General features: G+C 73.9%; 13 protein-coding genes. 4 read left to right on the forward strand and 9 right to left on the reverse strand.

The window, feature by feature from the left end:
* Positions 1–346: 346 nt before the first annotated feature.
* The 7 genes from NE234_RS24170 to NE234_RS24200 form a co-directional block, all read right to left on the reverse strand.
* On the reverse strand, positions 347–1,837 hold the full coding sequence (locus NE234_RS24170; RefSeq protein ID WP_252782806.1) for a leucyl aminopeptidase: 1,491 nt from the start codon (positions 1,835–1,837) through the stop codon (positions 347–349).
* Positions 1,838–2,213: 376 nt separating this feature from the next.
* Positions 2,214–2,996 (reverse strand): adenosylcobinamide-GDP ribazoletransferase, encoded by a 783-nt coding sequence (cobS, locus tag NE234_RS24175; protein ID WP_252782807.1) that lies wholly within the window; start codon positions 2,994–2,996, stop codon positions 2,214–2,216.
* Between the two features lie 43 nt (positions 2,997–3,039).
* Positions 3,040–3,984: a bifunctional adenosylcobinamide kinase/adenosylcobinamide-phosphate guanylyltransferase gene (locus tag NE234_RS24180; RefSeq protein ID WP_252782808.1), complete on the reverse strand. Its 945-nt coding sequence runs from the start codon at positions 3,982–3,984 to the stop codon at positions 3,040–3,042.
* A gap of 2 nt (positions 3,985–3,986) precedes the next feature.
* The gene (locus tag NE234_RS24185; RefSeq protein WP_252782809.1) at positions 3,987–4,817 is read right to left on the reverse strand and encodes an ECF transporter S component; all 831 of its coding nucleotides are present in this window, start codon (positions 4,815–4,817) and stop codon (positions 3,987–3,989) included.
* Positions 4,814–6,415 carry an ABC transporter ATP-binding protein gene (locus NE234_RS24190; RefSeq protein ID WP_252782811.1) on the reverse strand — a complete coding sequence of 534 codons (1,602 nt, stop codon included), beginning with the start codon at positions 6,413–6,415 and terminating at the stop codon, positions 4,814–4,816. The genes NE234_RS24185 and NE234_RS24190 overlap by 4 nt, the downstream gene beginning before the upstream one ends.
* Positions 6,412–7,464, reverse strand: coding sequence for an energy-coupling factor transporter transmembrane component T (locus NE234_RS24195; protein ID WP_252782812.1), 1,053 nt, complete (start codon positions 7,462–7,464; stop codon positions 6,412–6,414). The genes NE234_RS24190 and NE234_RS24195 overlap by 4 nt, the downstream gene beginning before the upstream one ends.
* Positions 7,465–7,510: 46 nt before the next feature.
* A complete protein-coding gene (locus tag NE234_RS24200) occupies positions 7,511–8,170 on the reverse strand; it encodes an SCO2322 family protein (protein WP_252782813.1) in 660 nt (219 codons plus the stop codon).
* 383 nt (positions 8,171–8,553) lie between these two features.
* Between NE234_RS24200 and NE234_RS24205 the strand changes: the two genes are divergently transcribed.
* Entirely contained in the window at positions 8,554–8,766 is a 213-nt protein-coding gene (locus NE234_RS24205; RefSeq protein ID WP_252782815.1) for a hypothetical protein, read from the forward strand.
* Between the two features lie 71 nt (positions 8,767–8,837).
* Here the strand turns inward: NE234_RS24205 and NE234_RS24210 are convergent, their stop codons facing one another.
* Both NE234_RS24210 and NE234_RS24215 read right to left on the reverse strand, forming a co-directional pair.
* Entirely contained in the window at positions 8,838–9,839 is a 1,002-nt protein-coding gene (locus NE234_RS24210) for an aldo/keto reductase family protein (RefSeq protein ID WP_252782816.1), read from the reverse strand.
* 24 nt (positions 9,840–9,863) lie between these two features.
* Positions 9,864–10,451 carry a DUF3043 domain-containing protein gene (locus tag NE234_RS24215; protein WP_252782817.1) on the reverse strand — a complete coding sequence of 196 codons (588 nt, stop codon included), beginning with the start codon at positions 10,449–10,451 and terminating at the stop codon, positions 9,864–9,866.
* 122 nt (positions 10,452–10,573) lie between these two features.
* On the opposite strand from NE234_RS24215, the gene NE234_RS24220 reads away from it, so the two are divergent.
* From NE234_RS24220 to htpX, 3 genes are all read left to right on the forward strand, one after another.
* On the forward strand, positions 10,574–11,392 hold the full coding sequence (locus tag NE234_RS24220; RefSeq protein WP_252782818.1) for a PspA/IM30 family protein: 819 nt from the start codon (positions 10,574–10,576) through the stop codon (positions 11,390–11,392).
* Entirely contained in the window at positions 11,389–11,667 is a 279-nt protein-coding gene (gene pspAA / locus NE234_RS24225) for a PspA-associated protein PspAA (protein ID WP_252782820.1), read from the forward strand. The genes NE234_RS24220 and pspAA overlap by 4 nt, the downstream gene beginning before the upstream one ends.
* A 72-nt stretch (positions 11,668–11,739) precedes the next feature.
* Entirely contained in the window at positions 11,740–12,666 is a 927-nt protein-coding gene (htpX, locus tag NE234_RS24230) for a zinc metalloprotease HtpX (RefSeq protein WP_252783092.1), read from the forward strand.
* Positions 12,667–12,682 lie beyond the last annotated feature (16 nt).

The raw sequence follows: 12,682 nt of genomic DNA on the forward strand, positions 1-12,682 counted from the left end.
CCCGCTCGGGCGCCTCCGGCCCGGAGCGATTTCTTTTCCCGCACGCATCTTTCCACTTCCGGCCGCCGGGCCGGGACAGCGCCTCCCATTGGCCGCCGTCCGCCCGTCGGGACGGCGTCTCCCGTCGGCCGCCGTTCGCCCGTCGGGACGGTGCCCCTCACTCGCGCCGTCCGCCTGGCCGGGGCGGTGTCTGCTGCTCGCACCGCCCGCCAAGCCGGGGCGGTGCCCATCGCTCGCGCCGCCCGCCCGGCCGCTGTGCCGCGCGGGGGACGCGCCGTTCCCGCGTGCGGCCTGCCCCGGGAGGCCCGGCGCGCGCCGCGCACCGGGCCTGCCGATTCCACGTCGGTCACAGGGCGCCGGCGGCGACGTCCTCGGCGATCTGGACCAGGGTGCGGACCGCGGACCCGGTGCCGCCCTTCGGCGTGTAGCCGTACGGCTGTCCCTGGTTGAAGGACGGGCCGGCGATGTCGAGGTGCGCCCAGCGCACGCCGTCCGGCACGAACTCCTTGAGGAAGATCCCGGCGACCAGCATGCCGCCCCAGCGCTCGCCGCTGATGTTGGCGATGTCGGCGACGGCCGAGTCCAGGCCCTTGCGCAGCTCCTCGGGCAGCGGCATCGGCCAGGCGGACTCGCCGGCGCGGCCGGCGGCGTCGACGACCTTCTCGCGCACGTCGTCGTCGTTGGCCATGACGCCGGTCGTCCGGGTGCCGAGCGCGACGAGCTGGGCGCCGGTCAGGGTGGCGACGTCGACGATCAGGTCGGGCTCGTCCTCGCCGGCCCGGACGATCGCGTCGGCCATGACGAGGCGGCCCTCGGCGTCGGTGTTGAGCACCTCGACGGTCTTGCCGCCGTAGATGGTCAGCACGTCGGAGGGGCGCTGCGCGGTGCCGCTCGGCATGTTCTCCGCGATGGCGAGGTAGCCGACGACCTTGACCTTCGGGCCGAGCGCGGCGATGGCCTTCAGCGCGCCGAGCACGGCGCCGGCGCCGCCCATGTCGGACTTCATCCAGTCCATGGACTCGCTGGGCTTGAGCGACAGGCCGCCGGAGTCGAACGTGATGCCCTTGCCGACGAACGCGACGGTCTTGGTGGCCTCGGGGTGCTCGTAGGCGAGACGGACGAGGCGCGGCGGGTTGGCCGAGCCCTGGCCGACCCCGACGATCCCGCCGTAACCGCCCTCCACCAGGGCGTGCTCGTCGAGGACCTCGACCGACAGGCCGGCCTCCTCGCCGTGATCGCGCGCGATGGCGGCGAGGTCCTCCGGGTTCAGGTCGGACGGCGGGGCGTTGACCAGGTCGCGGACCAGGGAGACGGCCTCGGCGAGCGTACGGGCACGGTCGAGGGCGCCCTGGACCTCGCCGTTCGTGTCGGCCTCGGTCACCACGGTGATCTCCGCGACCGGCTGCTTGTGACCGTCGCCGGTCCGGTAGCGCAGGTAGGAGTAGTTGCCGAGCAGCGCGCCGGTGGCGACGGCGGCCACCTCGTCCGCGGTGGCGGCGGGCAGCAGGACCGCGACCGAGCCGGAGCCCGCGAGGGAGCGCAGCGCGGCACCGGCCGCCCGGCGCAGCACCTCGGCGTCGTAGGACTCGCCGAGCCCGACGGCCACGACGAGCGGAGCGGCCAGGTTGCCGAACGTCGGCACCTTGGTGACCTCATCCGGCTTGCCCTCCGCGCCCAACCCGCTCAGCGCGTCGACGAGGCGGCCCTGGAAGGCCTCGTCGACCCCTGCGGCACCGGGCGCCAGTGCCGGTCCGGAGTCGTCGGTCACGAGACCGATCACGACGGCGTCGACGTCAAGAGAAGCGGATTGAGCGTTGGCAAGGTTGAGGTTCGTCACACAGCCCGATGGTAGTCCTGCCTCGCAGTTCTTTGTTCGAGTCCACGGACTTGGGCGATCTTCGCCGCGCGTCGTCCGGACCTTCACCCTCGACCGGTCGATTACCATTCCTCGACTGGCCCCGTCGTCCTGGGGCATCCCAGGGCCGCCTCTGGCCGAGGGGAAGCGGGCAGCGGCGGCGCGTCCACGGGGACGGCGGCCCGCGGGACATCACACGCGCCATGGCCAGGGCGCGTTCCGCGACCGGCGCGGGAGCTTCACTCTCGGGACGCTCCCGCGCCTTCTCCGATCCGCGCCGTCCCGCCCCCCGGACGGTCGGCCCACGCCGCGAAGCCTGCGTCGGCATCGGCGCGGCGGTGGGCCCGCGCCGGGGCGTCTACGCCACCGCGAGTACGACGATCGCCGCGGTCGCGGACGTCTCCACGAGCGCGCCCAGGACGTCGCCGGTGACGCCGTCCAGGCGCCGTACGGCGTGCCGGAGCAGCGCGGTGGAGACCAGGAGCCCGGCCGCCACGGCCACCGGGGCGAGGACGGCCGGGCGCGCGCCCCCGGCGAGCAGTCCCGCGACCGACGCGGCGGCCGCGACGACCGCCGTCGCGGCCGCGGCGTCCCGGCGCCGTACGGTCCCGGCGACCAGGGCGCCCAGGCCCTCCGGGCGGGCGGCGGGGATCCCCGCGCGGCAGGCCCACGTCACCGCGAGCCGCCCGGTCACGGCCGCGGCGGTCACCGCGACCGCCCGGTGCGGCGCCTGGGCCAGGGCGGCCACCTGGATCAGCAGCGTGAACACGAGCGTGATGACCCCGAACGGCCCGATGTCGGACCGCTTCATGATCGCCAGGGCGTCCTCGGCCGGGCGCCCGCTGCCGAGCCCGTCGGCGAGGTCGGCCAGCCCGTCCAGGTGCAGACCGCGGGTGAGCAGCGCCGTCGTCCCGACCGCCAGGGCGGCGCCGAGCAGCGGCCCGGCGCCGAGCAGGCCCGCGACCGTGAGCACCACGGCGGCGGCCACGCCGACCAGGAGACCGGCGGCCGGGGCCAGCGTCATCGCCCGCCGGGCGGTCTCCCGGTCCACGCGGCCGCACCGCACCGGGAACACGGTGAGCAGCGACACGGCGAGGCGGAGTCCCTCCGCGCCGAGGATCCGCTCGTTCTCTTCCCTCACGACGTCCTCCGGGGGTCCTCCGCCGGCGCGCGTCTCCCGGCGGTCACGGCAGGTCGAGGACCCGGCCGGCGACGACCAGGGCGGTCTCCTCCGACTCGGCGGCCAGGCGCTGGTTGAGCCGTCCCAGAATGTCACGGAAGGCGCGTCCGCTCGCGGTGCCGGGAACGATGGACAGGCCGACCTCGTCGCCGACCGCGACGACGTGCGCCCGCGTGGACCGCCACGCGCCGACCAGCTCGTCCAGGCGCGGCGTCACCGCCTGGGGACGCTCCCAGGCGCCGAGTTCGTCGAAGACCGCCGTCAGCCAGGTGCCCATCCCGTCGATGAGAAGGGTGCCCCTCGCGTCGCGCAGGAGGCCGGCCAGGTCGATCGTCTCGGTCGTCTCCCACCAGCGGGGGCGGCGCCGCCGGTGCGCGCTGATCCGGTCGCGCCACTCCGGGTCGTCCGCGTGCATGATCCCGGTCGCGACGTACGTCACGTCCGGGTGCGCCATGACCCGGAGCTCGGCCTCTCCGGACTTGCCCGACCGGGCGCCGCCCAGGATCAGCGACCGCCACGGCCCGGACGCGGGGCGGATCCACCGGTCCAGCCGGCGTTCCAGTTCGGCCGGGGAGGCGACGCGGTGGTCGACGTGGACGGCCTCGATCCGCGTCTCCTCGGTCACCGCGCCGGCGCGCCGGAGCCGCCCCAGGTGCGACGGGTCGCCGACGAGGTCGAGGAGCACGGCGTCGTACGGCTCGGGGCCGGCCGGTTCGGGGCGGGCGCCCGGCCCGGCCGCGAGCAGGACCCGGTGCCCGCGCGGCGTACGGAGGTCGTATCCGCCGGGCACCTCGCGCCGGTCGCACTCCTCCGGCGGGACCCCGTCGAGGAGGACACGGGTCGGCTCGACGCGGAGGCGCGCCGCGCGCATCCGGGTGCAGGAGGAGCAGCGGCAGCCGGGCTCGGGCCAGCCGTGCGGCCCGGCCGTGCCGAGCAGGTCGATCTCCATGTTCACCGCCCCTCACCCGCCCGGCCGCCGGCCGGGACCTCGAACCCCGTCCCGTCGCCCCCCGGAGCCTCGAACGCCGCCCGCCGGGCGGCCCGGCGCAGGGCGAGGAGCACCGGGCGGCCGGTGACGGCCACCAGGATCGCCGTGAAGATCGCCCGCGGTACGTCGAACCCGAGGGAGGTGGCGAGGTCGAACGCGACGAACCTCCCGAGATTGTCGGCGAGCGGAGCGCCCGGGTGGAACGAGATCGAGCTCGACATCCCCCCGGCGAAGGGCCACAACCCGAGATTCTGCAGCCACCCGTAGAGGAACCCGGCGACCGCGCCGTACGCCGCGAGCATCGCGATCTCCACCCGGCCCCGTGGCCGTCGCGGCAGGCACCCGGCGAAGAACCCCACCCACGCCGCGCCGAGGATCTGGTACGGCAGCCAGGGGCCCACGCCCGCCGTGATCAGAGCGCTGGCGAACATCGTCACCGACCCCAGCAGGTAGCCGAACCCGCGTCCCAGCACCCGCCCGCCGTGCACGAGCACGAAGAACATCGGCTCGAACCCGGCGACGTTCGTGCCGAGCGGCCGGAGCGCCGCGCCGACCGCGCCGAGCACGCCCAGCAGCGCGATCGCCTTCGCGTCGATGCCGCCCTCGGCGACCTCGGCGAGCGCCACCGCGAGCAGCAGCGGAAGGAGCAGCACGAAGATCCACGGCGCGAAGGTCGACTGGGTGATCCGCGCCCCGGGCGTGACCAGCAGCGGCCAGCAGAACGCGGCCAGCCCCGCCAGCGACACGAGCACGAGCGCCGTCCCGGACCGCGCGCGCAACCGGACCGGGTTCATGCCAGGACCTCACGGGCCTGGTCCACCGTGAGGACCGGCGCCGGAGCGAGGATCTTGCCGACCTGGGGGGCGAACGCCGGCGAGGACACCACCACCTCGGCGGTCGGCCCGTCGGCGACGATCTCGCCCTCGGCGACGACCACGGTGCGGGTCGCGACCTCGGCGACCAGTTCGACGTCGTGGGTGGCCAGGACCACCGCGTGCCCGTCGGCCGCCAGGTCGCGGACGATCTCCACCAGGCGTTCCTTGGCGGTGTAGTCGAGGCCGCGCGTCGGCTCGTCCAGCAGGACCAGCGGCGGCCGTCCGGTCAGGACCACGGCCAGCGCGAGGGACAGCCGCTGCCCCTCCGACAGGTCGCGCGGATGCAGGGCGTCGTCGACGCCGGGCGCGAGCCGCTCGAACAGGGAGCGGCAGGTGCCGCGCTCCGCCGCCATGTCGCGGTCCGCGGCGGCGCACTCGGCCGCGACCGTCTCGGCGTACAGCAGGTCGGCCGCGTCCTGCGGGACCAGGCCGGCGTTCCGGACCATGACGCGCGGCGGCGTCTCGTGCGGCGCGGCGTCGCCGACCCGCACCCGCCCGCCCGCCGGGCGCACGAGGCCGACCAGGGCGCGCAGCAGCGAGGACTTGCCGGCGCCATTCCGTCCCATCAGCGCGATCACCTCGCCGGAGGCGACGGACAGGTCGATGCCGCGCAGCGCCGGCACGGGGCCGTACCGGACCTCCAGGCCGCGCACGGACGCGAGCGTCCGCCCGTCGCCGTTCAGCGAGGGCGGAGCGGGCGGCGGCGCCGCGGCGAGGCGCTCGCGCAGGGGAGCGGCGGCGCGCCGGGCGTCCCGTACGGACAGGGGCAGCGGCGACCAGCCCGCCAGCCGCCCCAGCCGGACCACGGGCGGCGCCACCGGCGAGTCCACCATGATCGCGCCGGTCGGGCCGTACGCGGGCGGCCGCCCGTCGCCGGGCAGCAGCACCATCGTGTCGGCCAGGTGGACGACCCGTTCGAGGCGGTGCTCGGCGAGGACCACGGTGAGGCCGAGGTCGTGCACGAGCCGCTGCAGCGTGGCCAGGACGTCCTCCGCCCCGACCGGGTCCAGCGCGGACGTCGGCTCGTCGAGCACGAGGACCTTCGGGTGCGTGGTCAGCACCGAGCCGATCGCGACCCGCTGCGCCTGCCCGCCGGACAGCGTGCCGAGCGGGCGGTCCCGCAGCCCGGCCAGGCCGAGCAGGTCCAGGGTCTCCTCGACGCGCCGGCGCATGACGTCCGGCGGGACTCCCAGGGACTCCATGCCGTACGCCAGCTCCTCCTCGACCACGTCGGAGACGAACCCGGCCCGCGGGTCCTGGCCGACGTAGCCGACGACGTCGGCGAGGTCGCGCGGCGGATGGTCGCGGGTGTCCCGGCCGGCGACGGTCACCCGTCCGGACAGCACGCCGCCGGTGAAGTGGGGGACCAGGCCGTTCACCGCGCGCAGCAGCGTGGACTTGCCCGTGCCGGTGCGCCCGGCGACCAGGCACAGCTCCCCCTCCTCGATCTCCAAGTCCACGTCCGTGAGCACCGGCGTCCCGCCGTAGCGGAAGCCGACCCGCTCGAAACGGATCATGTCCGGATCCTCCGGAGGAGCACCGGGGCGAGGGCGAGCAACACGCCGGCCGCCGGCAGCGCCGGCAGACCCGGGGCGGACCCCGGCACGGGCCGCAGGCCCTCGGTGCCGGCGAGACCGGCGACGGTCATCGCGGCGGCGGCCAGCACACCCGAGCCGCCCGTGACCCACTCCGGCAGCGCCCACGGATCCGGGCGGTACCGCGTCCGGGGGGAGCGGCGGCCCCCGAGCCACAGGCCGGCCGCGGCGCAGACCGACCCCGCGAGCAGCATCGGCGTCCCCAGCGCCGCCGGCGCCTGCCCGTCGAGAAGCCCGTACAGCCCGGCGCACACCGCGAGGAGCCCGCCGAGGACCAGGGCCGCGGTGGCCCGTCGCCGCGCGCGGGGCACGGCCGCGGTACGGCCGTACCCGCGCGCGTCCATCGCGGCGGCCAACTGCACCGACCGGTCCAGCGCCCCCTCGAGCACCGGCATGGCGAGCCGCCGCAGCGACCGGATCCCCCGGTCGGCGCGGCCGCGCAGGCGCTGCGCGTCGCGGACCCGCCGGACGTGCGCGACCGCCTGCGGCGCGAACGTCATCGCCACGACGACCGCGACGCCCACCTCGTACAGCGCCCCGGGCACCGACTTGAGCAGCCGGCTCGGCGCGGCCAGCGCGTTCGCCGCGCCGACGCAGACGAGGACGGTGGCGAGCCGCAGCGCGTCGTACCCGGCGACGGCCAGGCCCTCGGCGGTCACCGGCCCGCCGACCCGCAGCCCCGCCATCCAGGACGGCAGGGTCACCGACGGCAGCGTGACCAGCGTGGTGCCCGGCGCCTGCGCCGCGAACACCGCCCCGAACACCAGCCGCACCACGACCACGAAGACGCCGATCCGCAGGAACATCCCGTACGCCCGCGCCCAGGGGTCGTCGGTCCGGCGCACCGCGACGACCGTCCCGGTCACCGCCCCGACCAGCAGCAGGAGCAGCGGGTCGGTCGTCCGCGTGGCCGCCGTCGCGAGCCCCAGCGCCCACAGCCACCAGGCCCCGGGATGCAGCCGACGAGTCATGCGTCCTCCTGCGTCGGAGGAGCGACCAGAGGTGCTGCGCGCGCGCTCATCGGCGCGACCGGCGGACCGCGACGAGACCGCCGCCCGCGGCGACGACCACGATCAGGCCGATCCCGGCGTACAGCCCGACCGGCGTCCCGGAGTCCTTCTTCTTCGCGGCGGTCGTCTTCGAGGCCGCGGTCGCGGTCGGGGACGGGGCGATCGGTATGCCGCAGGTGCCGAAGGAGTCGATGGCGCAGATCAGGCCGCTCTTGTCCGCCTGCGGGCTGCCCGCCGCCGCGAGGACGTCGGAGCCGGTGGCGTTCTCCGGAACGGTCGCGCAGTACCGCTTGGAAGCGCGCGGCACCTGGCCCTTCGGGGCGTCGCCCGCCTCGCCGTAGTCGATGACGACGGCGACGCGCTTCTTGCCCGCCGGGGTTCCGCTCCCGGGCCCGCAGATCGCGGCGAAGTCCGGCTTGTCGCGGGGCGGGGTCCCGGTGTTCCCGCTCGACTTCGCGAACCGCCATCCCTCGACCGCGCCGTCCTTGGGATGGGCCTGGGCGGGGCCCGTGCTCGCGAAGGCCCACGTGCCGCCCTTGGCCTGCCAGTATCCCCAGAACGCGACGCCGTCGGCGTGCGCCTCGGACATGGGCGCGAACACCAGGGCGGAGGCGAGGAGGCCCGCCCCGATCTTCGTGGCGGAGCGAGCGGCTGCGATCTTCGGCATGGGCGCCTTTCTGGGGGCAGGGCGGTCCCCGGTGAAGCGGGCGCACCGAATGCCGCACGCGCCCGGACTCCATCCGCAGACCACGACGGAACGACGGAGCCGCTCGCGCCGGCGCGGGCATTCCGGCTCGCCGCCGGGCGGGACGCCCGTACGGCCTACGGTTGCGGGTCAGCGCCGGACTTGGACCGGCTTCCCCCGCGACGGCGCGTGTGCTGCTGCCGATGAGTTGACCACGGGGCGGTGAACGGCGTCAAAACGGCCGGTCCCGGTAACCTGCGGATCATGAGGCGGGTCCGAGCGCGACGCCGACCTCGGAGGCCGCCGCGGCCCATGGCCGGGGCGGCCCGACGAGCCGGACGATCCGGACGGGAATGAGGAGAGCGATGCCCTGGAGCTGGCGGTACGAGAAGTCCGACGGGACGCCGGTGGAGGCCCCCGGCTTCGGCGAGGAGACCTGGACCACCCAGGCCGACGCGGAGTCCTGGGTGGGGGAGAACTGGCGCGGTCTCCTGGAGGCCGGCGTCGACCAGGTGTCCCTCCTGGAGGACGGGCGGGTGGAGTACGGCCCGATGAGCCTCCACCCCGAGGCAGGCTGAGCGCCGCGCCGGCGCGCGGGCGGCGGGTTCCGCCGGGCTCCCGGTGAGGGAGGCCCGGCGGACGCCGGCGCCTACGGGCGGTGCGACGGGCTGACGGTCTTGGCCGGGTCGCGCTCGACGACCGGCGCGAGGATCTCGTCGACGCGCTGCAGCAGGTCGGCCTCGAGCTTGACGCCGGCGGCCTTCACGTTGTCCCGCACCTGCTCCGGGCGGGTGGCGCCGATGATCGCCGAGGAGACGTTGGGGTTCTGCAGGACCCAGGCGACGGCGAGCTGCGCCATCGACAGGCCCGCCTCCTGCGCGAGCGGCTTGAGCCGCTGCACGCGGGTCAGCACCTCGTCGTCCAGGAGCCGCTGGATGAACGCGGCGCCGCTCTTCTCGTCGGTGGCGCGCGAGCCCGCGGGCGGAGCGGCGCCCGGCTCGTACTTGCCGGTCAGCACGCCCTGGGCGATCGGCGACCAGACGATCTGTCCGACGCCCTCCTTCTCGCACAGCGGCACGACCTCGGACTCGATGACCCGCCACAGCATGTTGTACTGCGGCTGGTTCGAGACGATCCGGTCCAGGCCCATCTCGTCGGCGATCTTCAGCGCCCGGGCGATCTCGTCGGCGCGCCACTCCGACACGCCGATGTAGAGCACCTTGCCCTGGCGTACGAGGTCGTCGAACGCCTTGAGGGTCTCCTCGAGCGGGGTCTCGTGGTCGAACCGGTGCGCCTGGTACAGGTCGACGTAGTCGGTCTGCAGGCGGCGCAGCGAGCCGTGGATCGACTCGAAGATGTGCTTGCGGGACAGGCCGCGGTCGTTGGGACCGGAGCCGGTGGGCCAGTAGACCTTGGTGAAGATCTCCAGCGACTCCCGGCGCTGTCCCTTCAGAGCGCGGCCCAGGACCTCCTCCGCGCGGGTGCCGGCGTAGACGTCCGCCGTGTCGAAGGTGGTGATGCCCTCCTCGAGGGCCGCCTGGACGCACGCCTTGGCGGCGTCCTCCTCCACCTGGGAGCCGTGCGTGATCCAGTTGCCGTACGAGATTTCGCTGACCATGAGGCCGCTTCGGCCCAAATGACGGAACTCCATGCTCGGAACCCTAAGCGGCGGAGGTCAGACCTGGTCCTTCTGGCCCGGCTTGAGGCGCGGCTGCGGCATGCGGAACCGGCGGATCTGCATCGACCGGGTCGCGGTGTAGAAGCCGATGCCGCGGAGGTTGTCATCGGGGAAGCGCTCCTGGGCGAGCTTCTTCACCCGCCTGCCCAGGTAGATCGACTCGCCGATGATCAGCACGAGCATGACCGGCCAGCCGAACTGGTAGACGTACGCCTTGACGGTCATCGGCGCGACCATCGCCAGCAGCAGGATCAGCAGGGTGAGGTACATGAAGTACTCGCCGAACGTGCGCCGGGAGTCGACGAAGTCGCGGGCGAGCCGGCGGGCCGGCCCCTGGTCGCGTTTGGGCAGGTAGCGGTCGTCGCCGCGGGCCATGCCCTCCTTGACCTTCTGGCGGTCACGGGACTGGCGCTCGCGGGCCTGCGCGTAGGCCTCCTTGCGCGTCTTGGGCGCGGTGATCGGCTGGCGGTTGCGTCTCTCCGCCTCGCGGCGCTTGGGCGTGGGGCGGCCCTTCCCTCCCGGTTTGACGCTCTCCGGGGTGGCTTCGGGCTCCTGCGTGGCGGTATCGGTACGGCGTCGGAACACGCAGATCAGCCTACCGGCGCTCGCGGCGAACATAATGACTGTCTTGGACGTTAACGCGTAGGGTGGTCAGCGAAACCCCAGCAGCGTTGTTAGGCACCAGCGGAAGGGACCGGCCACGCGCGATGAGCGTGATGAAGCGTATGTCGATGATCTTCAAGTCCAAGGCCAATAAGGCACTGGATCGGATGGAAGATCCTCGGGAGACCCTTGACTATTCCTACCAGCGCCAGCTTGAGATGCTGCAGAAGGTCCGCCGGGGGGTCGCGGACGTCGCGACGTCTCGCAAGCGACTGGAGCTGCAGATCAACCAGCTCGAGCAGCAGCAGAACAAGCTGACCGAGCAGGGCAAGAAGGCTTTGCAGGTCGGGCGGGAGGACCTCGCCCGCGAGGCGCTGACCCGCCGGGCGGGTCTGGACAGCCAGCTGAACGACCTGCGCGCGCAGTACCAGCAGCTGCAGGGCGAGGAGGAGAAGCTCACGCTCGCCTCCCAGCGCCTGCAGGCCAAGGTCGACTCCTTCCGTACGCGCAAGGAGACGATCAAGGCCACCTACACGGCCGCCGAGGCGCAGACCAAGATCAACGAGGCGTTCTCCGGCATCTCCGAGGAGATGGGCGACGTCGGCCTGGCGATCCAGCGCGCCGAGGAGAAGACCGAGAACATGAAGGCGCGCGCCGGCGCCATCGACGAGCTGCTCGCCTCGGGCGCCCTGGAGGACTACTCCGGTCCGCGCGACGACATCCAGGCCGAGCTCGACCGCATGGGCAGCGGCCCGGGCGTCGACCTCGAGCTCGAGCAGATGAAGGCCGAGCTCGGCATGGGCTCGGCGCCGAAGCAGCTCGACGCCGCGCCGGGTCAGGCGCAGGGCCAGCAGGCCGCCCCCCATCAGCAGGCCCAGCAGCAGCCCCAGCGGCCGTACCAGCCGGGGGAGGGCCACCAGTGATCGTCCGGCTGATGGGCGAGGGCCAGCTGAACGTCGCCGACGGCGACCTGGCCGCCCTGAACGACCTCGACGCCGAGCTCGAGAAGGCCATCGAGTCCGGCGACGAGGAGCAGTTCCGCGGCGCGTTGCACGCGCTGCTCGAGCGGGTGCGCACGGTGGGCAGGCCGCTGCCGCCCGAGGACCTCGAGCCGTCGGACCTGATCCTGCCGCCCGCTGACGCGACGATGGATGAGGTCCGCGCGATGTTGGGTGACGAAGGACTCATCCCCGACTGACCCGTAAGGCACAAAGCGGGCCTGTCCGCACGTTCTATCTGAAGAAGCGTCGGACGGGAGGAAGGGGACATGATGGAGCGCTCGCGCTTCGCACCCGACCGAGGGCTCACATCGCGCATGCTGCTGACGATGTTCCTGCTGGGGCTGCTGTACATCGTCTTCGTCGGGTTCTTCTTCGTGTTCGTGCCACGGCTCTGGCTGGTCGTCCTGGTCATCGCCGTGGCCTTCCTCCTGGCCCAGTACTTCTTCTCCGACCGGCTCGCGCTGTTCGCCATGCACGGGCGCGTCGTGTCGGCGGAGGAGGCTCCGGAGCTGCACGGCGTGATCGACCGGATCTGCGCCATGTCGGATATGCCGAAGCCGAAGGTGGCGATCGCCGACACCGACGTGCCGAACGCCTTCGCCACCGGACGCAATCAGCAGAACGCCGTGGTCTGCGTCACCACCGGCCTGCTCCGGCGGCTCGACCCCGTCGAGCTGGAGGCCGTGCTGGCCCACGAGCTGTCCCACGTCGCCCACCGCGACGTCGCGGTGATGACGATCGCGTCCTTCCTCGGCATCCTCGCCGGCCTGCTCACGCGGTTCGGCCTGGAGTGGGGCCTGTGGGGCGGGTTCAACGACCGTGACCGCAACAACAACGACCAGAGCACCGCGATGGTCCTTCTGGTCGTCATCGGCGTCAGCGCCGCGGTCTACGCCATCAGCTTCCTGCTGACCCGCGCCCTGTCGCGCTACCGCGAGCTGTCGGCCGACCGCGCCGCGGCTCTGCTCACCGGACGGCCCTCCGCGCTGGCGGCCGCGCTCACCAAGGTCACCGGCGAGATGTCCCGCATCCCGACCAAGGACCTGCGGGCCGCCGAGCCGTTCAACGCCTTCTACTTCGCGCCCGCCTTCACCAAGGGGATCAGCATCTCGACGCTCTTCTCCACCCACCCGTCGCTGGACCAGCGGCTCGAACAGCTCGCCAAGATCTCCGCCCAGCTCGGCCGGGGAGCCTGATCCGGGCGACACGCCG

This window comes from Actinoallomurus rhizosphaericola (genome assembly GCF_024055675.1).
Classification (GTDB): Bacteria; Actinomycetota; Actinomycetes; order Streptosporangiales; family Streptosporangiaceae; genus Actinoallomurus; species Actinoallomurus soli.